Origin of the sequence: Amycolatopsis thailandensis (assembly GCF_042723255.1) — a bacterium.
GTDB classification, from domain to species: Bacteria; Actinomycetota; Actinomycetes; order Mycobacteriales; family Pseudonocardiaceae; genus Amycolatopsis; species Amycolatopsis thailandensis.
Genome location: NZ_JBHXJK010000048.1, coordinates 42,846 through 62,498 on the forward strand (window position 1 = coordinate 42,846; position 19,653 = coordinate 62,498).

Genomic DNA, 19,653 nt, shown 5'->3' on the forward strand with positions numbered 1-19,653 from the left:
TCGATGGGATGTTCGACCGGGGAAGGGGCTCCTGCATGTCTTCGAGATTTCGCGCGCTCTGTCACGCCCTCGTGACGCTGCTGGTGGTGACCTCGCTGGTCCCGCTGACGGCCACGGCGGCGGCCGCGGCACCCGTCCTGCCGCCCGGCTTCGTCCTGCGAGACCAGCCGAGCGGGCAGGCGCCGTACGACCTGACCGACTTCGCCTACCTGCCCGACGGCTCGATGCTGACCACCGGGAAGCAGGGCAACGTCACCTGGGTGTCCACCACCGGCCAGTCGCGGAAGATCGCGAGCCTGGCCGTCCACAATGCCGCTGACCTGGGACTGGTCGGGATCGCGATCGCGCCCGACTACGCCACCTCCCGCGCGATCTACACCGCTCGCGCGCTCGACGTCCCCGGCGGCGTCTCGCTGCGCGCCTCGCGCTGGACGGTGTCCGGCGCCGCCGAGCCGACCGGGCTGACCGGGGAGAAGGTGCTCGTCGAAGGGCCCGCGAACACCGACGTCCACGGCATCACCGGCGTCGTGGCCGCCCCCGACGGCACGGTGTGGGTCTCGATCGGCGACAGCGCGCGCTTCCAGGGCGCGGCGGACCCGTTCGCGCTCAACGCGTACGACCTCGACAAGATCTACGGCAAGATCTTCCACGTCACCGCCGACGGCGCCGGCGTGCCGGACAATCCCTACTACGTCGCGGGAAACCCGAACTCCGTGCGCTCCAAGGTGTTCGCGAGCGGCTTCCGCAGCCCGTTCCGGTTCGGTCTCGACCCCGGTACCGGTCTCCCCGTGGCAGGCGACGTCGGCTGGGGCACCTGGGAAGAGATCGACTTCGTCCAGAAGGGCGCGAACCACGGCTGGCCGTGTTTCGAGGGCGACCAGCCCACCGACGGTTACTCCGCGATGCCGCAATGCGCTTCGGCCGTGAACACCCCGCCGATGCTGGCGATCCGCCACGGCCAGGGCCCGGACAACGGCAACAGCGTCACCGCCGGGATCGTCTACAATGGAGGGTCTTACCCGGAGGAATACCGGGGAGCGTACTTCTTCGGCGACTACGCCACTCAAAAACTGTGGACGGCCAAGTACGACGCGCAGGGCCGGGTCGTCCGCCTGCCGGAGACACCGCCGGTGTTCACCGGGATCGGCGGTCCGGTCAAGTTCCTGGCCGCGGCCAACGGCGACATCGTCTACGCCGACATCTACAGCGGTCTGCTGCGCAGGCTCAGCTACACCACCGGGAACAAGGCGCCGGTCGCGGTGGCCACGTCCGAGACGGACCCCGAAACCCGCACGGTCTCCTTCGACGGCAGCGGTTCCTACGATTTCGACAACGACCCGCTGACCTACCGGTGGGACTTCGGCGACGGCACCACCGGCACCGGGGCGAGGGCCGGCCACACCTACGCGGCGGGCACCGGGAAGTTCACCGCCAAGCTGACGGTGACGGACGGCTTGCAGGCTTCCGGGACCACGGAAATCGCCGTGGCGCCCGGGAACCACTCGCCGAAGCTGACCATGACCGACCCCGGCGGCCGGCTGTTCGCGGTCGGTGAGCAGGTGGTCCTCGGCGCGACCGTCACCGACGCCGAGGACGGTGCGCTGCCGGTCACCTGGTCCACCCTGGTCCGGCACTGCCCGGAGAACGCGGTCTGCCACGCGCATCCGGATCACGGGGGCAGCGGCCCCGAGTTCGCGATGCCGTTCACCGACCACACGGACTCCAAGCTGGAATTCACCGCGTCGGCGACCGACAGCGCCGGTGTCACGGTCTCGAAGACGTACGTCGCGAAGCCGAAGGAACACCGGCTGACGCTGACCAGCAATGTCGCCGCCGCACTCGGCATCACGCCGGAAGGCGGGGCCGCTTCGGCGATGGTGGTCGAGGGCGCGAAGGTGGAGATCCAGGCGGCGGACGTCGCTTCGGACGGTTCGTCGACCTTCACCGGCTGGTCCAACGGAGCCACCACACGGCTGACCGAGATCACCATGGGCACGGCCGACCAGACGATCTCGGCGACCTACCTCACCCCGATCGACAAGCGCTACCGCGACGAACCCGCGCTGGCACAACGACTCGGCGCGCCGACCGCGCCCGAGGCCGTCGACGGCACGGTCCGCTTCCGCACCTACGAGCGCGGGCGGCTGTACTGGTCGAAGGAGACGGGCGTCAAGCAGATCGAGGGTGAGATCCTCAAGAAGTACCTCGCCCTGGGCGGCCACAAGGAGTTCGGCCCGCCCGCGACCGACGAGCTGACCACGCCGGACACCACCGGCCGCTACAACGACTTCCCGTTGTGGCCCGGCAAGATGCAATCGTCGATCTACTACACGGTGAACACGGGCGCGCATCCGGTGTTCGGCCGGATCCGGGTGAAGTGGAAGGCCCTGGGCGCGGAAGCCGGTGAACTCGGCTACCCGGCGACGGACGAACTCCCGACGCCGGACGGGATCGGCCGGTTCAACCACTTCAGCAAGAACGCGTCGATCTACTGGACGACGCAGACGGACGCGCACGCGATCTGGGGCCGTATCCGCGTCCGGTGGGAAGCGCTGGACTGGGAGAAGGGGCCGCTCGGCTATCCGACGACGGATGAGACGTCCACCTCGGACGGGGTCGGCCGGTTCAACCACTTCACGAAGTCCGGGTCGATCTATTGGTCGATGCAGACCGACGCGCACGCCGTTTACGGCGCCATCCGGCGGCGTTGGGAGGAGCTCGGCTGGGAGCGGTCGTACCTGCGGTACCCGACGAGCGACGAGTTCTCCGTCAGCGGCGGACGGCAGAACAACTTCGAGGGCGGGTACGTGTTCTGGAACGCCTCCAGCGGGGCGGTGACGGACCGCCGCTGGTAGCCGGTGGCCGCGCCGCTGGTTCGGACTTGCTTGGCGACGAGGAGCAAGGTCGAAGGGGTCTTTCCCTCTTCGAGTGAGTGGAAAGTACCCAGCTGGAACTTATGTCCCTTGTGGACAGTCAAGGCCGGATCTCGGTGGGCCGGCCCAGGAACGCTGCGATCGTCACAGGTGCCCCACTGGCCGCAGGTGTCACGGCCGCGCCGCGTGAAGGCCCCCTTCACGCGGCTCAGCCAAGGAAACGAGGCCTTCACGCCGTTCCGCGAGCCCCGAAACCGAAGGGCGGCGCGAGGGCGGCCGCCTGTTCCCGGTCCTTGGTCCCAATGTCGCATTCGAGACGCTCAGCGACACAAATACGACATTGGGAACCCCTGCCGAAACCCCCGCCGAGATTCAGCGCAGCAGGTCGGCGGGCGAGGTGCCCGCCGACGTCAGCGGCAAGCCGAGCGCGACCCGTTCGGTGAGCCAGCCGCTCGGCCGGTAGCGCTGGTCCCCGGTGCCGGCGACGAGTCCCCGCAGGACTCGCAGCACGAAGTCCGCACCCGCTTCCTCGCCCCACGTCAGCGGCCCGCGCGGGTAGCCGAGGCCGAGCCGGACGGCGGTGTCGATGTCCTCCGGGGTCGCGAGCCGCTGCCCGGCGATGAAACAGGCGGTGTTGACGATCGACGCCAGCAGCCGCTGCGCGATCGGCGCGGGACCGTCGCGGACCACGGTCACCGGCAGCCCGGTCGCGGCGAGCGCGCCCCAGGCGGTGCGGCCGGCGGCCGGATCGAGCGCGGGGTGGACCGAAAGCGTCAGGCGGTTCGCGTAGCCGCCGAGAGGGTCGACCCCGACGACCCGTTCCGCCGGGAACCCCGCGGCGAGGGCGGTGTCCACAGTGGACGAACCGACCGGGCTGACGATCAGCACCGTGTCCGGGTAGGCGGAGTGCACGACCTGGATCCCCGCCGACGAGAGCAGCGTGCCGAGGCGTTCGTCGTCGACCCACACGGGAGTGGCCGGGGCTTCCGGCGCGGCCGGTTCCGGCTCCGCCCGCTGCCGCCCGTCGACGTAGCCGTAGAAACCCTCGCCGTTCTTGCGCCCGAACAGCCCGGCGGCGACGCGGGGACGCGTCAGCCACGACGGCCGCAGCCGCGGTTCGCCGTGGAAACCGCTCCAGATGCTTTCCAGTACGGCGTGCGAGACGTCCAGGCCGGTCAGGTCGAGCAGCTCGAACGGGCCGAGTTTCAGGCCGAGCACGTCCCGCGCGACGCGGTCCACGTCGGCCGGGCTCGCGATCCCCTCGGCGAGGATCTGCAGCGCCTCGGTGCCCAGCCCGCGTCCGGCGTGGTTGACCAGGAAACCCGGGGCGTCCCGGGCGAGGACGGGTTCGTGTCCCCAGCCGCGGACGAGTTCGGTCACGGCGGGCGGCAGCCACGCGGCGGTCCGCGCGCCGGGCACGACCTCGACCAGCCGCATCAGCGGGACCGGGTTGAAGAAGTGGAGACCCAGCAGCCTGCCGGGCTCGGTCAGCGCGGCGCCGATCTCGGTGACCGAAAGCGAACTGGTGTTGGTGGCGAACACGGTGTCCGGCCCGCAGACGCGTTCCAGTTCGGCGAACAGCGCGCGTTTGATCTCCAGGTCCTCGCGGACCGCTTCGACGACGAGATCGACGCCGTCGGCGGGCGCCAGCGGACCGTCGGCCGCGATCAGCCTGCCTTTCGCGGACGCGGCGGCCTCCTGGGTGATCTTGCCTTTCGAGGCGAGCTTGCCGAGCATCGCGCCGACGTGGTCGATGGCCTCGCCGACCGCTTCGGGCCGCGCGTCGGCGAGTTCGACCTCGAGCCCCGCCGTCACGGCGAGCTGGACGATGCCCCGGCCCATCACCCCGGTTCCGATGACCCGGATCCTGCCGACCTGCTCCGCCCACTTCTCCACCGCGAGCCGCCTTTCCCTCGATGCTGTCTCCGCAGCGTGACGCTAGCCGCCACGCCGGTACCTCGCCCGGAAGGGTGATCCCCGCCGCGTCCGGCGTAAGGCCACCGAACCGGCGAGGTCCCTTCCGCGAAAACCGAGTGTTCCGCGCACCACCCCCGAAGGGAAACCTCCCATGGTCACCGTCCCCGCCGCCGCAGCCGTCCGGACCACGCCGTTGCTCCTCGTCGCCGTCCTCTTCGGCGCCGTCGCCGCGTTCTTCGCGAGCCAGGCGCTGTGGCCGCTCACCGCGCTGGCCGTCGTGGTCGCCGTCGCAGTCCTCGCGGGCGGGGTGTGGATGACCGGGCGCAAGGGAAATCGCGAACTCTAGGATCGCCGTGTGACGGCGAGACGCTTGACGCGGGAGGAAAGCCGCGAGCAGACCAGGCAGCGCCTGCTCGAGGCGGCCGCCGACCTGTTCTCCGAACGAGGGGTCAACGGCACGTCCGTCGAGCAGATCGCCGAACGGGCCGGCTTCACGCGCGGCGCCTTCTACGGCAACTTCGACGGCAAGCACGAGCTGGTCGTCGAGCTGCTGCGCCGCCGGACCCGGCGAGAGGCCGAGGAGGTCACCGCGTTGGGCCAGGGTGTCGGTTCCTTCGCCGAGATGATGGACCGGCTGCGCGCGTGGAACGTCGAGCGCGCCGAACACCTCGCCGGCTGGCTGACCCTGCGTACCGAGCTGGCCCTTTACGCGCTCCGGAATCCTGAAGCGCGCCCGCTCGTCGGAGAAGGCGAGAAGTCGACAAGGGCATTGCTGGAGACCTCGGTCCGGACCGAACTCGCCGCGCGGGGCGCGGAACCGCCCGCCGACCCGGCCTTCCTCGCGTTGATCCTGCACGCGCTCGAAGACGGTCTCCTGTTGCAGCGCTTCCTGAGTCCCGAGGGGACCGGTGACGAAGACGTCGTGGACGCCGTCCAGCTGCTGATGCGGTCCTGGACCGCGCTCAGCCGGTCATCCTGATCCCGGTGAACTCGGCCATCTGACGGGTCCCGTGCGCGAAGAAGGCGTCCGACGGATCCACGGAACCGACGTACTGGCCGAACAGCTCGAAATTGATCATCCCGAACAGCTGGGTCCACGCCATGATCAGCCGTGAGGCCGTCTCGGGGGCCAGGGTGATCTTGAGGATTTCGGCGACGGCGCCGAGCTGGTGCCGGAGTTCGTCCGGCATCTCGCCGACCTCGGTCTCGACCCGGAGATTCGCGTCGCGCAAAACCGCGACCAGCGCGAACGCCACCCGTCCCGCGGGTGTGACGGTGTCCTGCGGGGCCTGATAGCCGGGGATCGGCGAGCCGTAGATCAGCGCGTACTCGTGCGGGTGCGCCTTCGCCCAGGCGCGCACCGCGAACCAGATCGATTCCCATCGTTCCAAGGAAGCCTTTTTGGGGTCGTCGGCGGCTTCCGCGGCTTCGCCGACCGCGTCGTAGGCGTCGATGATCAGGGCTGTCAGCAGCTCCTCGCGGCTGGAGAAGTACCGGTAGAGCGCCGACGAGACCATGCCCAGCTCTCGCGCGACGGCGCGGAGCGAAAGCCCGAGCGCGCCGACTTCGGCGAGCTGACGGCGGGCTTCGTCCTTGATCTCGCGGGTGAGCTCGGCACGGGCGCGTTCACGCGCGGTCTGGGTGGCAGCCATGCTCTCAGCATAGAGCATCGCACCTAAATGAGAGCAGTGCTCTTGACACGATGCACCGCTCTGGTGTTCACTGCTCTTAACAGAGAGCACTGCTCTCGAAGACTTGGAGGAGACGAGATGACCACCGCCACCGGTACCGCCGCCGACTACACCGCCACCCGCTACCTCAAGCCCGCCAAGGCGACCAACGCGTTCAACGAGTTCGTCCTCAAGCTGACGAAGCTCGGTGTCAGCGTGCTGGGCAGCCGGGTGCTTTCGGTCCGCGGCCGCAAGAGCGGCGAACTGCGCTCGGTCCCGGTCAACTTGCTGAAGCTGGACGGCGAGCGCTACCTCGTCGCGCCGCGCGGTGTCACGCAGTGGGTGCGCAACCTGCGGGTCGCCGGCGAGGGGCAGCTCCGCGTCGGGCGCCGCACCGAGACGTTCACCTACACCGAACTCGCCGACGCGGAGAAGCCCGAGATCCTGCGTGCCTACCTCAAGCGCTGGAAGTTCGAGGTCGGCGTGTTCTTCGACGGCGTCGACGCGAAGGCGTCCGACGAGAAGCTGCTGGAGATCGCGCCCGGCTACCCGATCTTCAAGATCGCGTGACGCGTGATCGGAGACCGGACACGTGCGATCTGATCCCGATCACTCGTGATCAGAGACGGATCACCTGTGTTTGGAGGCGGGACTCGCGTGATCAGAGACGGAACTCGCGTGTCTGAAGGCCGAACTCGTGTGACCGGGCGGACGACACGCGTGATCAGGCGGACGACATGCGCGATCAGGCGGACGACACGCGTGATCGGGTGGACGACACGCGTGATCGGGTGGGGAGCGCGCGGTTAGTCGTCGGTGGGGGCCCGCCGGGTGCGGCGGGCGGTGGCCGCCACCAGCACCACCCCGACCAGGAACGCGACCAGGCCGATCAGGAACCACAGTTTCTGCCCGGTCATGAAGCTGCCGGTCAGCACGCCGGCGCCCTGGAGCACCCAGACGCCGCCGACCAGCAGGAACACCAGCCCGATCGTGAGCGTGACCCAGCGCTTCATTCCCAGCTCCCCGCCTCGACGTGCCCTGCGGCGATTCTGGCAGGAGAAGCCCGGTCCGGCGAACCGATCACCGGCCGCCGACGAGCCCGTTGCGGTAGGCGTAGACGACGGCGTGCACCCTGTCCCGCAACCCGAGCTTCGCCAGGATCCGGGAAACGTGGGTCTTCACCGTCTCCTCGCCCACATGCAGCAACCTGGCGATCTCCGCGTTGCTGGACGCGTCGGCGACCAGCATGAGCACTTCGCGCTCGCGTGAGGTGAGGCGTTCCAGCTCCGCCGGTTCGGCGGCCACGGGTTCGATGCTGGTGGCGAAGGTCGACACGAGCCGCCGCGTCACCGTCGGATCGATCAGCGCGTCACCGCGCGCGGCCACCCGCATGGCCGAGACGAGCTCCTCGGGAGCGAGGCTTTTCAACAGGAACCCGCTCGCCCCGGCCCGCAGCGCGCGGTAGACGTACTCGTCGGAGTCGTAGGTCGTCAGCACGAGGACGCGGGTGTCGTTGCCGGGCGCCGACATGATCGCCTCGGTCGCGGCAAGGCCGTCTAATTTGGGCATCCGGACGTCGAGCACGGCGACGTCCGGGCGCAGCGCGGCCGCCTGAGTGACGGCTTCGCGTCCGTCCGAGGCCTCGCCGACGCATTCGAAATCCGCCTGGGTGTCCAGCACCGCGCGCATCCCGGACCGGAACATCGCGTGATCGTCCGCCAGCAGAACCCGGATCACTCCGCCTCCAAAGGAAATCCGACTCGAACCCGCCAATGCCGCCCGTCGTCGAGCGGCCCGCATTCCGCCTGCCCGCCGAACAACGCGACCCGCTGCCTGATCCCGGCGAGGCCGCGTTTCGTCGATTCGGCCGGAGAACCCCGGTTCGGGCGGCCGATCTCGTTCGTGATCGCGAGGACGATCTCCGTCTGCCGGTAGGCGAGGTCGATCTCGACCGTCCCGCCGGAGCCGTGCCGGAGCGCGTTCGTCAGCGCTTCCTGCGCGATGCGGTACAACGCGATGTCCACCGAACCCGGGAGTTCCCGCGGACCGCCGTGACTGGTCAGCCGCGCGGGCAGCCCGGCGATGCGCAGGTTGTCGAGCAGCTCGTCGAGATTGTCCAGCCCCGGCTGCCGTTGCGCGTCGCCGTTCTCCTTGCCGTGCAACAGATCCAGCAGGCGCCGCAGATCGGCCATCGCGGCCCGGCTCGACGATTCGACGGCCGAGAGCGAACGCCGCGCGGCCGGTTCCCCCGCCGGCAGCCCGAGCCGCGCGGCGCCGGCGTGCACACCGATCGCGCTGACGTGGTGGGAGATCACGTCGTGCAGGTCGCGGGCGATCGTCGTGCGTTCCTCGGCGACGGCGCGGCGCACCGCTTCGGCTTCGTGCTGCTGCCGTTGTTCCTCCGCGCGCTGGAGGTCGGCGATGTACGCGCGCCGTGCGGTCGTGTAGCGGCCGACCAGCCACGGCAGTAGCCCGCTGATGCCGATGTCGATGAGCACCAGCCGCCAGTCCCGGTTGCCCCGGTCGGCAGGGATGAGGGTGCACGCGAAGAGCCCGGTGAGCATCGCCGCCAGCGCCGCCAGCGCCGGTTTGGTCGAAAGCCAGGCGCCCGCGCGGTATCCCGCGATGAGCACGCCCGCGTTGGTGGCCTGCAGGTAGTGGTCGAACGGGTACAGCAGGAGCGGCGCGGCGACGAGCAGCGCGCCGTGCGCGGCCGAGACCCAGCCGGAATAGCGCGAAGGCCCGGCGAGCGCGACGTTGGCGAGGATCCCGCCGATCAGCACCACCCACGCCTGCCAGCCCAGCGAGAGCGGTGGCCCGACGATGAGGAACAGCCCGGCGTCGGCGACCAGGCAGACGGCCGCGACCGCGCACGCCTGCCTCGCCAACGAGCCGCTGATGTCCCGCACGCGCCCAACTCTGCCCTATTTCGGTGGACAGGGGTTCCTAAGCTGGGAAGCCATGGGGACCGAGAAGACACCCGTGCTCTGGACGACCGGCGCACCCGGGTCGGGAAAGTCGACCACCGCCTGGGGTTTGTACCGCCGCGTCCTCGAAGCGGGCGGCAGCGTCGCGTACGTCGACATCGACCAGCTCGGGCTGATCGGCCCGCCTCCGGGCGGCGGCGAAGCCTCGCACGCCATCAAGGCGGCCAATCTGCTGCGGGTACTGAAGATCCTGCGTGACCGGGGTGCCAGGCAGCTCGTCGTTTCCGGGGTGGTCGATCCCGAGAACGGCGTCGAGCGGGACTTGGAAGGCGGCGACTTCGACCTCACGCTCGTCCGGCTGACGTGCGATCACGACGAACTCCGGAGCCGTTTCCTCGGCCGGGGTTCGCCCGCCGGCGCTCTTCCCGACCTTTTCGAGATCGTGGAGGCCTATGAGCGCACCGGTTTCGGCGAGGCGATGGACACGACCGGACAGCGGCCCGAGGAGACCGTCGACGCGCTGTTCCGACGCTGCTTGGTCGAAAAAGGGGAAGTTTCGCCGCCGGACGCCGTCGAGCCGCAGCCCGGACCGGTGACCGTGGTGACCGGTCCGACGGCGGTCGGCAAATCGACGGCCGCGTACAGCGCGCTGCGGGACCTTTGGGCACGCGAGATGCCCGTCGCCTACGCTGATCTCGCGCAATTCGGGTTCGTGAATCCCGGCCCGGATCCGGCGGTGGAGGCGGCGAACCTGGCGGCCGTCTGGCGCGGCTACCGCGAAGCCGGAGCGCGGCGGCTGATCGTGGTGGCCAGGGAATTCCTTCCCGAGCACCGGCAGGTCTTCAAGGAGGTCACCGTCGTGCACCTCGACGCGGAAGACCCGGCGCTCACCGAACGCGTCCGGCGCCGGGCCGAGGGCGAATCCGCGCTGCTGGCCGGTGACGAACTCCGCGGCGCGCCACCCGGTGTGCGGGACCGGGTGGCCGCCCGCGCGATCGCCGAGGCGGCCCGGGCACGTGCCTCCGGCGGCGACCGCGTCGTCCTCGACACCTCCGGTCAGGAAGCCGCCGAGACGGCCGCCGCGCTGCTGGCCCTCTTACACCGGTAGCCGTGCGTCAGTTACCGGGCGGCGGTCCGCCCGGTCCGTCCTGGCCCGGCTGACCCTGACCTGGCTGTCCCTGTTGCCCCTGGCCCGGCTGACCCTGCTGCCCCTGACCCCGCTGGCCGCCGTTCTGTCCGCGCTGGGTCTGCTGCCCTGGATCGCCGATACTCGTCGCCGTCGCGGTGTCGCCGGTGACCTTGGCGTTCACCGTCACCGTCTGGCCGGTCTTGGGGTCGCCGGTCTTCTTGGTCGACGCGTCGATCGTGTAGACCTGCTTGTAGCCGTCCTTGCTGGTCAGGCTGACGGACGTCGCGCTGATCTCGGTGATCTCGCCGGTCTGCATCCGTTCGGTGCTGTAGCCGCCCTTGCCGTCGGAGACGACGAAGTCGCCGTGCAGCGCGTCACGCGGCATGCCCCCGCCGGGCCCGAAGAGCATCCGGCCGCCGCCGGGACCGCCCATCATCCGGCCCTGTTCGGAGCCGTTCGCGGCGGTTCCAGCCCAGATCGCGGCCCCGCCACCGGCGGCGATCACCACCGCCACCCCGGCCGCGATCGCGGTCTTGCGGCCCGACCAGGCCTTCTTCGGTTCACCCGCCGGGGCGGGCGCGCCCCAGGCGGCGGTCTCACCCGCCGGGGGCTTGGCGGGTTCGGTCGGTTCGGTCATCTGGTCGCCTCCGTGTACTCGGTTGCGGCCATGCTCGGCGCCGTCGCTGTGCGGAAGCTGTGCCGGCGGTGGGCCCCCGCTGTGATTCCGCCCCGGCCGGGTGATCGTTCACAGGAAACGCACAGCGGGGACACAGAGAGGGCTCATCGGCGCCGCGCAGGATGGCACCATGACCAGTGTGAACGTCCCGTCGTCCGGTTCCGCGAAGGCAGGCCTGCGCCGTGCCGACGGCAGCCCCGTGCGGGTGCTGGTCGTCGACGACGAAGCGACCTTGTCCGAGCTCGTGTCGATGGCCCTGCGCATGGAGGGCTGGGACATCCGCACCGCGGGCGACGGCACCGAGGCGGTCCGCGTGGCCAGGGAATTCCGGCCGGACGCGGTGGTCCTCGACGTCATGCTGCCGGACATGAGCGGCCTGGACGTCCTGCGCCGCCTGCGTTCCGAGGTACCCAACCTGCCGGTGCTGTTCCTGACCGCGAAGGACGCGGTGGAGGACCGGATCGCCGGGCTCACCGCGGGCGGCGACGACTACGTCACCAAACCGTTCAGCCTGGAGGAAGTCGCGCTGCGGTTGCGCGCGCTGCTGCGCCGCGCGGGCGGGGTCGCCGGGCCGAGCGGTTCGACGCTGGTCGTCGGCGACCTGACCCTGGACGAGGACAGCCGCGAGGTGCACCGCGGCGGCGATCCGGTGCCGTTGACCGCGACCGAGTTCGAACTGCTGCGGTACCTCATGCGCAATCCGAAGCGCGTGCTGTCGAAGGCGCAGATCCTGGACCGGGTGTGGAGCTACGACTTCGGCGGCCAGGCCAACATCGTCGAGCTGTACATCTCCTACCTCCGCAAGAAGATCGACGCCGACAGGGAGCCGATGATCCACACGATGCGCGGCGCCGGGTATGTCCTCAAGCCCGCGGGTTAAGCGGCCTTGGTCCCTGCGGCGGCGGCTGATCGCGCAGGTCGCGGGGCTGCTCGCGCTCGTCTGCCTGGTGGTGGGCGTGGTGACGGAACTGGCGTTGCGGAACTTCCTGATCGACCAGCTCGACGCCCGGCTCCACGAGACCAGCGAACGCGCCAGCCGTCCGCCGCCACCGGGCCGTCCCGGCGGGGAAAGGGTTCCCGAGGGCCTGCGCGCGTACGGCCAGAGCACCGGTTCGCTGTTCGTGACCGTGTTCCCGGACGGACGTGTGCTCGCCGCGGTGCTGCGATCCAGCTACGACGCGAAGGTCACCGACCCGTTCCCCCACGACGAGATCAGCCGCCCCCAGATCGCCACCCTGCTGCGATCGACGACGGGTGCCGAGCCCGCCGACGTCGACCTCGGCTCGCTCGGGGAGTATCGCGTGGTCGCGAAACAGACTTCCAACGGTGCTGTCTCGATCTCCGGGCTGCCCACCAAGGACGTCACGGACACGTTGTGGAGCCTGGGTTTCATCTTCGGCGGGGTGGCCGTCGGCGGCATCCTGCTGGCGGGCGCGCTCGGCGCGGTGACCGTGCGGCGCACCATGAAACCCCTCGACCGGCTGGCCGCCACCGCGACCAGGGTCGCCGAACTCCCGCTGGATCGCGGCGAGGTCGCACTGTCCGAACGAGTGTCCGAAGTGGACACCGATCCGCGGACGGAGGTCGGCAAGGTCGGGTTCGCGCTCAACCGCATGCTCGGCCACATCTCGAACGCGCTTTCCGCCCGCCAGGCCAGCGAAAGCCGGGTGCGCCGGTTCGTCGCGGACGCCAGTCACGAACTGCGGACCCCGCTCGCGGCCATCCGCGGCTACGCGGAACTCACCCGGCGGTCCGGCTCCGAGGTGCCGCCGGACATCGCGTTCGCGATGGGCAGGGTGGAGTCGGAATCGACGCGGATGACCGGCCTCGTCGAGGATCTGCTGCTGCTCGCGCGACTCGATTCCGGTCGTCCGGTGGTGCATCAGCCCGTCGATCTCTCGCGGCTGGTCGCGGACGCCGTCGCCGACGCGCACGTCGCCGGGCCCGACCACAAGTGGCGGCTGGAGGTCCCGCCGGAGCCGATCATCGTCCTCGGCGACGCGGATCAGCTGCACCAGGTGGTGATCAACCTGCTGGGCAACGCGCGCACGCACACCCCGGCGGGCACCGAGGTCACCACTTCACTGTCCATAGTGGACTCGATGGTGACACTGTCCATTGTCGACAGCGGACCGGGGATCCCGCCGGAAATCCTTCCGGAGGTCTTCGAACGTTTCGCCCGCGGCGACGATTCGCGGTCGCGGGCGGCGGGCAGCACCGGGCTCGGCCTGGCCATCGTCGCTGCCGTCGTCGCCGCGCACGGCGGGCAGGTCGGGGTCGTCAGCCGTCCGGGGCGGACGGAGTTCCGGGTCGCGCTCAGGGCGGGTTGATCAGGGGGTCCACTCACTGTTGGCGCCGCACAGGACGACGCACGGCAGCTCGCCCTCGGCCCGCCCGGCCAGCCACGCGGCGAAACCGACCGCGGCGGCCGGTTCGACGGCGAGGCGGAACTCCTCCCAGAGCCGGTCCCGCGCGGCGAGCAGTTCCGCGTCGCTGACCAGCACGGACGTCACCCGATCGCGGAGCACGGCGAACGGGACGCTCCCGACCCTGGTCGCGCCCAGCGCGGACGCCGCCACCGAGTCGATCTCCACGTCCACCGGCTCGCCCGCCGCCAGCGCCGCGCCGAGCGCGCGGCACCGCTCCGGCTCGACGGCGAACGTCGGCAACCCGGCCAGCGACGTCCCCGCGACCAGCCCGCCACCGCCGACCGCGACCAGGAACGCGTCGACGTCCGGCGCGTCCTGGATCACCTCGGCCGCGACAGTGCCCTGACCTGCGACGACGGTTGGATCGTCGTACGCGTGCAGGTACCGCGTACCCGGCTCGGAAGCGGCTTCGAGCGCCTTCGCGGCCGCCTCGGCGTACGTCGCGCCGTGACGGACGAGCTTCGCGCCCGCGGCCTCGATCCGGTCCGTCTTCGCCTGCGGAGCCGACTCCGGCACGTACACCGTCGCAGGCAGGTTCAGCAGCGAAGCCGCCGTCGCCACGCCCAGCCCGTGGTTGCCGCCGGACGCCGTCAGCACCCGCTCCGGCAACGGCCCGCTCACCAGCGCGTTCACCGCGCCCCGCAGTTTGAACGACCCGCTCCGCTGGAGATGCTCCAGCTTGAGGACCAGCGGCCGCCCGTCGACCTCGGCGCGCAGCACTGGCGTGCGCCGCACGAACGGGTGGACCGCTTCGGCGGCTTTGAGGACATCTTCCCAGGTCGGAGTGCTCATACCCCCCACTGTCCTCCATGACTGGACGGGAGTGACTACACTGGTCCTCGGATCCCGCGCGGCGTCCATCTTGTGAACCTCCCCAGGGCCGGAAGGCAGCAAGGATAAGCAAGCTCTGACGGGTGCGCGGGATCCGCCTTCATTTTGGGGTGCAACCCCAAACCCGCCCGGCGGGCTTCGCCCCCGGACCCCCGCGGTCGGTCGCTTGGGTGGTCGGGGTGCGGTTCAGAAGATCCCGAAGACGTCCTTCGGTGGGACCGGCGACGGCAGAGCCTCCGCGTCCGTGATCGCCTTCGCCTTGCCCTGGAGCTGCCGCAGGTCTTCTCCCGCGACGCAGCGAGCCGGGTACACCGAGGAAGCGGCCCGGCGGGTCAGGTCCGTGACCGGGAGTTCGACCCGGGAAGCGGCGACCACGATGTTCCCGAACCGGCGGCCCCGGAGCACGCCTGGCTCGGCCAGCAGGGCCACCTGCGGGAACGACGTCGCCAGCGTCGCCAGAAATCGGCGAAGGAACGGCAGGTTCGGGCCGTCCGAGACGTTGGCGACGTAGGTACCGGCCGGGCGGAGGACGCGCGCGACCTCGTTCGTGAACTCCACGGTCGCGAGCCCGCCGGCCAGGACACCGCGCTCGAAAGCGTCCACGATGACCAGGTCGGCCGAAGCGTCGTACCTGGCGGAGACGCCTTCGCGACCGTCGCCGACACGCACCTTCAGCCCTTTCAGACCGAGCTGCTCGCGGACGAGCGCGACGAGTTCGGCGTCGGCGTCGAACACCAGCTGCCGCGAGCGTGGCCGCGCGGCGGCGATGTAGCGGGGGAGCGTGCAGGCCGCTCCGCCGACGTGCAGCACGTCGAGTGGGCCCTCGCCGAGGCAGTCGACGACGTCGGCGATCCGGCGGATGTAGTCGAACTCGACATCCGTGGGATCGTCGAGGTTGACGTGTGACTGGGCGACGCCGTCGACAGAGATCATCCAGGCGTTGGGGCGGTCGGGGTCACGGAGCAGTTCGGCGGTGCCGAAGCGGACCGGATACCTGCCTGGGGTCGGTGCCGGTCTCACCTGTCGGGCCCTCCCGGTAGTCTCGCGGCCGTGGCATTAGCGCTGTACCGAAAGTACCGTCCGGCTACCTTCGCCGAGGTCGTCGGGCAGGAGCATGTGACCGATCCGCTGCGCACCGCGCTGGCAGCCGGGCGCATCAACCACGCCTACCTCTTCTCCGGCCCGCGCGGCTGTGGCAAGACGTCGAGCGCGCGCATCATGGCGCGTTCGCTGAACTGCGCGAAGGGCCCGACGCCGGATCCGTGCGGCGAGTGCAACTCGTGCCGCAACCTCGCGCCCGAAGGCCCCGGCAGCGTCGACGTCACCGAACTCGACGCCGCCAGCCACGGTGGTGTCGACGACGCCCGCGAGCTGCGGGACAGGGCCTTCTACGCCCCGGCGGACTCGCGCTACCGCGTCTTCATCATCGACGAGGCGCACATGGTCACCACGCAGGGCTTCAACGCCCTGCTGAAGATCGTGGAGGAGCCGCCGGAGCACCTGATCTTCATCTTCGCGACCACCGAACCGGACAAGGTGCTGCCCACCATCCGATCGCGGACGCACCACTACCCCTTCCGGCTGATCCCGCCGAGCTCCATGCGTGAGCTGCTCGAACGCAACGTCGCCGACGAAGGCGCGAAGGTCGAGCCCGCCGTGTACCCGCTGGTCATCCGCGCGGGCGGTGGTTCGGCGCGGGACACTCAATCGGTGCTGGACCAGCTGCTGGCCGGAGCCGGGCCGGACGGCGTCGACTACTCGCGCGCGGTGTCGCTGCTGGGCGTCACCGACGTCGCGCTCATCGACGGCATGGTCGACGCGCTGGCCGCGGACGACGCGGCCGGGGTGTTCGGCACCGTCGAGAGCCTCGCCGAGGCCGGGCACGACCCGCGCCGCTTCGCCACCGACCTGCTCGACCGCCTGCGCGACCTGGTGATGCTGCGGTCGGTGCCGGACGCGGGCGAGCGCGGGCTGGTCGCCGCGCCGGACGACGAGCTCAAGAAGATGAAGGAGCAGGCGGGAAAGCTGGAGCCCGCCACGCTCTCGCGCTACGCCGACATCGTCCACAATGGACTCTTGGAGATGCGGGGCGCGACCTCGCCCCGGCTGGTGCTGGAGCTGCTGACGGCGCGGATGCTGCTGCCGTCGATCGCCGAGGGCGCCGACGCGCTGCTCGCCCGTCTCGAACGCCTCGAACGCCGGGCCGCTTCGGCTCCGGCGCCCGCCGCCGCTGTCGCGGTCCAAGCTGTTCAGGCCGCTCCCGCCGGTCAAGCCGTCCCGGTCGCCCAGGCGCCCCCCGTCGCTCCCTCGGGTGAGCCCGTCCGCGAGTTCCAGCGGCCGTCGCAACGAGCCGCCGCTCCCGCGCCGACTCCCCAGGCCGCCCCCCAGCCGGCCCCGCAACCCGCCGCGCAGCCTGTCGCGCGGCCCGAGCCGGTCGCCGAACGACCCGCCCCCCAACGTCCTTCCGCGCCCACTCCGCCTCCGGCCGCGCCTGCTCCGGCGGCCGCGACGGCTGTGGCAGCTACGGGGGGCGGGACGGACGTGGAGAGCATCCGCGGCCGCTGGCCGCATGTGCAGGCCGCGATCCGCAAGGTCCCTGGCGGCGCCGTCACCGGTGCGATGCTCACGCAGGCGAGCGTGGTGAGCGTCGAGGGCACCGCCGTCACGCTCACGCACAGCGCGGAACCCGTGGCGCGCAGGCTTTCCGAGCCGCAGCACACAGAGCGCATCGCTGCCGCGTTCAAGGCGGTTTTCGAGGGCGACTGGCAGGTGCGGTGCGTCCACGGTGCCGCGCAGGCCCGGCAGGCCACCGCGCCGAAGGCCGCGCCGCCACCACCCGCGCCCGAGCGGTCCTTCACCCGCCGGTCCGCCGAAGCGCCGAGCGCCCCCGCGGCGCCTCCCGCGCCGAAGCCGGAGCCCCAGCGGCCGAAGGTGACGACAGCCGAGCCGGACATCCCGCTCCCGCCCGAGCCGGTCGAGGAAGACGAGGATCTCTACAACGAGGACGCGAGCCCCGCGCCGCCGCCTCCGCCGCTCCCGCCCGAGCAGGATCCGGAAGAGATCGCGCGGAAGCTCCTCGCCGACCACCTCAACGCCCGCCCCCTGGACGAACGCAAGTAGTCCTCTGGATGCGGTACTTGCGTGTGCAAGTACCGCATCCAGAGGACGAAACGCGGGACGTCAACGGGCCAGGTAGTCCTCGATGGCCTTCGCGATGACGGCGGCGTACTGCTGGCGTCCCTCTTCGCTCGCCATCGCCGCGGCTTCGTCGGCGTTGCGCATGTTCCCGCATTCGACGAGCGCGGAGGGGCGGGTCGAGAGGTTGAGCCCGCCGAGGTCGGCGCGCGGCGCGAGCCCGTTCGAGCCGAGGTAGGTCGACGTCGGGAAGCCGCCCGCGCGGATGCCGTCCCGCAGGGCCGTCGCGAGCTTCACCGACGGCTCGCCCTGCTGCGCGTTCAGCGGCGGAGCCGGGTACGCGACGTGGAATCCGTGCGCTCCGGCGGAATTCGAGCCGTCCGCGTGGATCGAGACGACCGCGTCCGCCTGGGCTTCGTTCCCGATCGCGGCGCGTTCGTTGACGCAGGGGCCGACCCCGGTGTCGTTCTGCCGGGTGAGGACGACCCGGATTCCCTTGGCCGCCAAGGCTTGCGAGATCCGCTGCGAGACATCCCAGGTGAACGCGTGCTCGGAATAGCCGGAATTCGTCGAAGTGCCGGTGGTGTTGCACGGTTTCGTCTTGCCGCGCCCCGCCGGGACCTGCTTGTTGATCTCGCCGGGTTTGCTCGCGTTGCCGCCGTTGTGGCCGGGATCCAGCACCACGACCTTGCCCGTCTTCGGCTGCTGGGTGGAGGGAGGTGGCTGCGGCACGCTCGACGACGGCGGCGGCGCGCTCGACGAGGGGCTCGGTTGCGGCAGGGTCGTGAAGACCGTCGTGGTACCCGGGGCGGAAGGATTCCCCGCCGGTGGCGCGGCGGTGTCCACGCCGCACGCCGCGAACAGCGTCAATCCGATCGCCAGTACAAGGCCCATCCGTCGTCGCACGGCGCCAACGGTGCCATACGCGTGACGGCTAGGCTGGTAGGCGGCACAGGATTTTCCAGGAGAGGACCGATCGGATCATGGTGCAACCCGGTGGCGGTTTCGACCTGTCGCAGATCATGCAGCAGGCCCAGCAGATGCAGCAGAAGCTGGTCGAAGCCCAGGAAGAGCTGGCCAACACGGAGGTGACCGGCACTTCCGGCGGCGGTCTCGTCACCGCGACCGTGTCCGGTGACAGCCAGCTGAAGTCGTTGGCCATCGACCCCAAGGTGGTCGACCCCGACGACGTCGAGACCCTGTCCGACCTGGTCGTCGCGGCCGTGCGGGACGCTTCGGCCAACGCGCAGAAGCTCACCGAACAGAAGCTCGGCCCGCTCGCCGGCGGCCTCGGCGGCGGGATGCCGGACCTCGGCGGCTTCCCCGGGCTCGGCGGCTAGCTTGTACGAGGGTGTCGTCCAGGATCTGATCGACGAGCTCGGGCGGTTGCCCGGCGTCGGTCCCAAGAGCGCGCAGCGGATCGCCTTCCACCTGCTGGCGGCCGATCCCGCGGATATCGCGCGCTTGCAGGAAGTGCTCGGCAAGGTCAAGGAAGGCGTGCAGTTCTGCGAGGTCTGCGGCAACGTCTCGGAGCAGGAGACCTGCCGGATCTGCCGCGACACCCGCCGCGACCTCACGGTCATCTGCGTGGTCGAGGAGCCCAAGGACGTGCTCGCCGTCGAGCGGACGCGCGAGTTCAAGGGCCGCTATCACGTGCTCGGCGGCGCGCTGGACCCGTTGTCCGGCATCGGCCCGGAGCAGCTGCGCATGCGTGAGCTGCTCGCGCGGATCGGCGGCGCGGAGATCAGCGAGATCATCATCGCGACCGACCCGAACACCGAGGGCGAGGCGACCGCGACGTACCTGGTGCGGATGCTTCGCGACTTCCCCGGCTTGACGGTGACGCGGCTCGCGTCGGGGCTGCCGATGGGCGGTGACCTGGAGTTCGCGGACGAGCTGACGCTGGGCCGCGCCCTGTCCGGCCGCCGCGCGCTCTAGCTCCGAAAGTGTCATGAGGGGTCCCCATCGGACAAATTTCGTCCTATGGGGACCCCTCATGACAACCGGCGCGCTCAGCACCCGCGCGCCCACCCCCGAAGCGCGTGAAGGCCCCCTTCCCTCGGCTC

The 19,653-nt window shown here is 70.6% G+C and carries 19 protein-coding genes and 1 other RNA gene; 11 read left to right on the top strand and 9 right to left on the bottom strand.

All coding sequences use genetic code 11. The features are described 5' to 3' along the window. The first annotated feature begins 35 nt into the window (after positions 1 to 35). Positions 36 to 2,855, top strand: a complete 2,820-nt coding sequence (locus ACFWMR_RS20610; protein ID WP_378379501.1) for a PQQ-dependent sugar dehydrogenase — start codon at positions 36 to 38, stop codon at positions 2,853 to 2,855. A 390-nt stretch (positions 2,856 to 3,245) separates the two neighbouring features. Here ACFWMR_RS20610 and ACFWMR_RS20615 read toward each other — a convergent pair whose 3' ends face one another. Continuing rightward, positions 3,246 to 4,769 carry a 3-hydroxyacyl-CoA dehydrogenase gene (locus ACFWMR_RS20615; RefSeq protein WP_378379502.1) on the bottom strand — a complete coding sequence of 508 codons (1,524 nt, stop codon included), beginning with the start codon at positions 4,767 to 4,769 and terminating at the stop codon, positions 3,246 to 3,248. Between the two features lie 172 nt (positions 4,770 to 4,941). Here ACFWMR_RS20615 and ACFWMR_RS20620 point away from each other — a divergent pair, with 172 nt between their 5' ends. Then, the gene (locus tag ACFWMR_RS20620) at positions 4,942 to 5,136 is read left to right on the top strand and encodes a hypothetical protein (protein WP_093938123.1); all 195 of its coding nucleotides are present in this window, start codon (positions 4,942 to 4,944) and stop codon (positions 5,134 to 5,136) included. Positions 5,137 to 5,145: 9 nt separating this feature from the next. Continuing rightward, positions 5,146 to 5,769 (top strand): TetR/AcrR family transcriptional regulator, encoded by a 624-nt coding sequence (locus tag ACFWMR_RS20625; RefSeq protein ID WP_378379503.1) that lies wholly within the window; start codon positions 5,146 to 5,148, stop codon positions 5,767 to 5,769. On the opposite strand, the gene ACFWMR_RS20630 is transcribed toward ACFWMR_RS20625, so the two are convergent. Then, positions 5,753 to 6,442: a TetR/AcrR family transcriptional regulator gene (locus tag ACFWMR_RS20630; protein ID WP_378379504.1), complete on the bottom strand. Its 690-nt coding sequence runs from the start codon at positions 6,440 to 6,442 to the stop codon at positions 5,753 to 5,755. The genes ACFWMR_RS20625 and ACFWMR_RS20630 overlap by 17 nt on opposite strands. Positions 6,443 to 6,559: 117 nt before the next feature. Between ACFWMR_RS20630 and ACFWMR_RS20635 the strand changes: the two genes are divergently transcribed. Next, entirely contained in the window at positions 6,560 to 7,030 is a 471-nt protein-coding gene (locus ACFWMR_RS20635; protein ID WP_378379505.1) for a nitroreductase family deazaflavin-dependent oxidoreductase, read from the top strand. A gap of 236 nt (positions 7,031 to 7,266) precedes the next feature. Here ACFWMR_RS20635 and ACFWMR_RS20640 read toward each other — a convergent pair whose 3' ends face one another. The 3 genes from ACFWMR_RS20640 to ACFWMR_RS20650 all read right to left on the bottom strand — a co-directional run bounded on the left by ACFWMR_RS20640 (position 7,267) and on the right by ACFWMR_RS20650 (position 9,369). Further along, positions 7,267 to 7,473, bottom strand: coding sequence for a hypothetical protein (locus ACFWMR_RS20640; protein WP_093938119.1), 207 nt, complete (start codon positions 7,471 to 7,473; stop codon positions 7,267 to 7,269). Between the two features lie 67 nt (positions 7,474 to 7,540). Further along, complete coding sequence (locus tag ACFWMR_RS20645) at positions 7,541 to 8,197, bottom strand: response regulator (protein WP_378379506.1); 657 nt, start codon at positions 8,195 to 8,197, stop codon at positions 7,541 to 7,543. Continuing rightward, a complete protein-coding gene (locus ACFWMR_RS20650; protein WP_378379507.1) occupies positions 8,194 to 9,369 on the bottom strand; it encodes a sensor histidine kinase in 1,176 nt (391 codons plus the stop codon). The genes ACFWMR_RS20645 and ACFWMR_RS20650 overlap by 4 nt, the downstream gene beginning before the upstream one ends. A gap of 52 nt (positions 9,370 to 9,421) precedes the next feature. On the opposite strand from ACFWMR_RS20650, the gene ACFWMR_RS20655 reads away from it, so the two are divergent. Continuing rightward, positions 9,422 to 10,495, top strand: coding sequence for an AAA family ATPase (locus ACFWMR_RS20655; protein ID WP_378379508.1), 1,074 nt, complete (start codon positions 9,422 to 9,424; stop codon positions 10,493 to 10,495). 7 nt (positions 10,496 to 10,502) lie between these two features. Here the strand turns inward: ACFWMR_RS20655 and ACFWMR_RS20660 are convergent, their stop codons facing one another. After that, positions 10,503 to 11,153 (bottom strand): hypothetical protein, encoded by a 651-nt coding sequence (locus ACFWMR_RS20660; protein ID WP_378379509.1) that lies wholly within the window; start codon positions 11,151 to 11,153, stop codon positions 10,503 to 10,505. A gap of 169 nt (positions 11,154 to 11,322) precedes the next feature. Here ACFWMR_RS20660 and ACFWMR_RS20665 point away from each other — a divergent pair, with 169 nt between their 5' ends. Both ACFWMR_RS20665 and ACFWMR_RS20670 read left to right on the top strand, forming a co-directional pair. Then, positions 11,323 to 12,072 (top strand): response regulator transcription factor, encoded by a 750-nt coding sequence (locus ACFWMR_RS20665; RefSeq protein ID WP_093938114.1) that lies wholly within the window; start codon positions 11,323 to 11,325, stop codon positions 12,070 to 12,072. Beyond that, the gene (locus ACFWMR_RS20670) at positions 12,050 to 13,522 is read left to right on the top strand and encodes a sensor histidine kinase (protein ID WP_378379510.1); all 1,473 of its coding nucleotides are present in this window, start codon (positions 12,050 to 12,052) and stop codon (positions 13,520 to 13,522) included. Before ACFWMR_RS20665 ends, ACFWMR_RS20670 begins: the two co-directional genes overlap by 23 nt. Here the strand turns inward: ACFWMR_RS20670 and ACFWMR_RS20675 are convergent, their stop codons facing one another. After that, positions 13,523 to 14,413, bottom strand: coding sequence for a serine/threonine dehydratase (locus ACFWMR_RS20675; RefSeq protein ID WP_378379511.1), 891 nt, complete (start codon positions 14,411 to 14,413; stop codon positions 13,523 to 13,525). A gap of 45 nt (positions 14,414 to 14,458) precedes the next feature. Here ACFWMR_RS20675 and ffs point away from each other — a divergent pair. Beyond that, positions 14,459 to 14,555, top strand: an RNA gene (gene ffs, locus ACFWMR_RS20680) — signal recognition particle sRNA small type. Positions 14,556 to 14,638: 83 nt separating this feature from the next. On the opposite strand, the gene ACFWMR_RS20685 is transcribed toward ffs, so the two are convergent. Beyond that, on the bottom strand, positions 14,639 to 15,472 hold the full coding sequence (locus tag ACFWMR_RS20685) for a spermidine synthase (RefSeq protein WP_378379512.1): 834 nt from the start codon (positions 15,470 to 15,472) through the stop codon (positions 14,639 to 14,641). A 30-nt stretch (positions 15,473 to 15,502) separates the two neighbouring features. On the opposite strand from ACFWMR_RS20685, the gene ACFWMR_RS20690 reads away from it, so the two are divergent. Beyond that, positions 15,503 to 17,572, top strand: a complete 2,070-nt coding sequence (locus ACFWMR_RS20690; protein WP_378379513.1) for a DNA polymerase III subunit gamma and tau — start codon at positions 15,503 to 15,505, stop codon at positions 17,570 to 17,572. A 60-nt stretch (positions 17,573 to 17,632) separates the two neighbouring features. On the opposite strand, the gene ACFWMR_RS20695 is transcribed toward ACFWMR_RS20690, so the two are convergent. Continuing rightward, a complete protein-coding gene (locus tag ACFWMR_RS20695; RefSeq protein ID WP_378379516.1) occupies positions 17,633 to 18,481 on the bottom strand; it encodes an N-acetylmuramoyl-L-alanine amidase in 849 nt (282 codons plus the stop codon). Between the two features lie 89 nt (positions 18,482 to 18,570). On the opposite strand from ACFWMR_RS20695, the gene ACFWMR_RS20700 reads away from it, so the two are divergent. Both ACFWMR_RS20700 and recR read left to right on the top strand, forming a co-directional pair. Then, positions 18,571 to 18,927, top strand: coding sequence for a YbaB/EbfC family nucleoid-associated protein (locus ACFWMR_RS20700; protein ID WP_005166259.1), 357 nt, complete (start codon positions 18,571 to 18,573; stop codon positions 18,925 to 18,927). Between the two features lies 1 nt (position 18,928). Continuing rightward, on the top strand, positions 18,929 to 19,525 hold the full coding sequence (gene recR, locus ACFWMR_RS20705) for a recombination mediator RecR (RefSeq protein WP_005166260.1): 597 nt from the start codon (positions 18,929 to 18,931) through the stop codon (positions 19,523 to 19,525). Positions 19,526 to 19,653: the final 128 nt, after the last annotated feature.

Excerpts from the sequence above, each read along its gene's own strand:
- ACFWMR_RS20610 (WP_378379501.1), top strand. The coding sequence starts at position 36 with ATGTCTTCGAGATTTCGCGCGCTCTGTCACGCCCTCGTGACGCTGCTG.
- ACFWMR_RS20630 (WP_378379504.1), bottom strand. The coding sequence starts at position 6,442 with ATGGCTGCCACCCAGACCGCGCGTGAACGCGCCCGTGCCGAGCTCACC.
- ACFWMR_RS20655 (WP_378379508.1), top strand. The coding sequence starts at position 9,422 with ATGGGGACCGAGAAGACACCCGTGCTCTGGACGACCGGCGCACCCGGG.
- ACFWMR_RS20670 (WP_378379510.1), top strand. The coding sequence starts at position 12,050 with ATGTCCTCAAGCCCGCGGGTTAAGCGGCCTTGGTCCCTGCGGCGGCGG.
- ACFWMR_RS20700 (WP_005166259.1), top strand. The coding sequence starts at position 18,571 with ATGGTGCAACCCGGTGGCGGTTTCGACCTGTCGCAGATCATGCAGCAG.
- ACFWMR_RS20695 (WP_378379516.1), bottom strand. The coding sequence starts at position 18,481 with ATGGGCCTTGTACTGGCGATCGGATTGACGCTGTTCGCGGCGTGCGGC.
- ACFWMR_RS20660 (WP_378379509.1), bottom strand. The coding sequence starts at position 11,153 with ATGACCGAACCGACCGAACCCGCCAAGCCCCCGGCGGGTGAGACCGCC.
- ACFWMR_RS20635 (WP_378379505.1), top strand. The coding sequence starts at position 6,560 with ATGACCACCGCCACCGGTACCGCCGCCGACTACACCGCCACCCGCTAC.
- ACFWMR_RS20620 (WP_093938123.1), top strand. The coding sequence starts at position 4,942 with ATGGTCACCGTCCCCGCCGCCGCAGCCGTCCGGACCACGCCGTTGCTC.
- ACFWMR_RS20640 (WP_093938119.1), bottom strand. The coding sequence starts at position 7,473 with ATGAAGCGCTGGGTCACGCTCACGATCGGGCTGGTGTTCCTGCTGGTC.
- ACFWMR_RS20675 (WP_378379511.1), bottom strand. The coding sequence starts at position 14,413 with ATGAGCACTCCGACCTGGGAAGATGTCCTCAAAGCCGCCGAAGCGGTC.
- ACFWMR_RS20665 (WP_093938114.1), top strand. The coding sequence starts at position 11,323 with ATGACCAGTGTGAACGTCCCGTCGTCCGGTTCCGCGAAGGCAGGCCTG.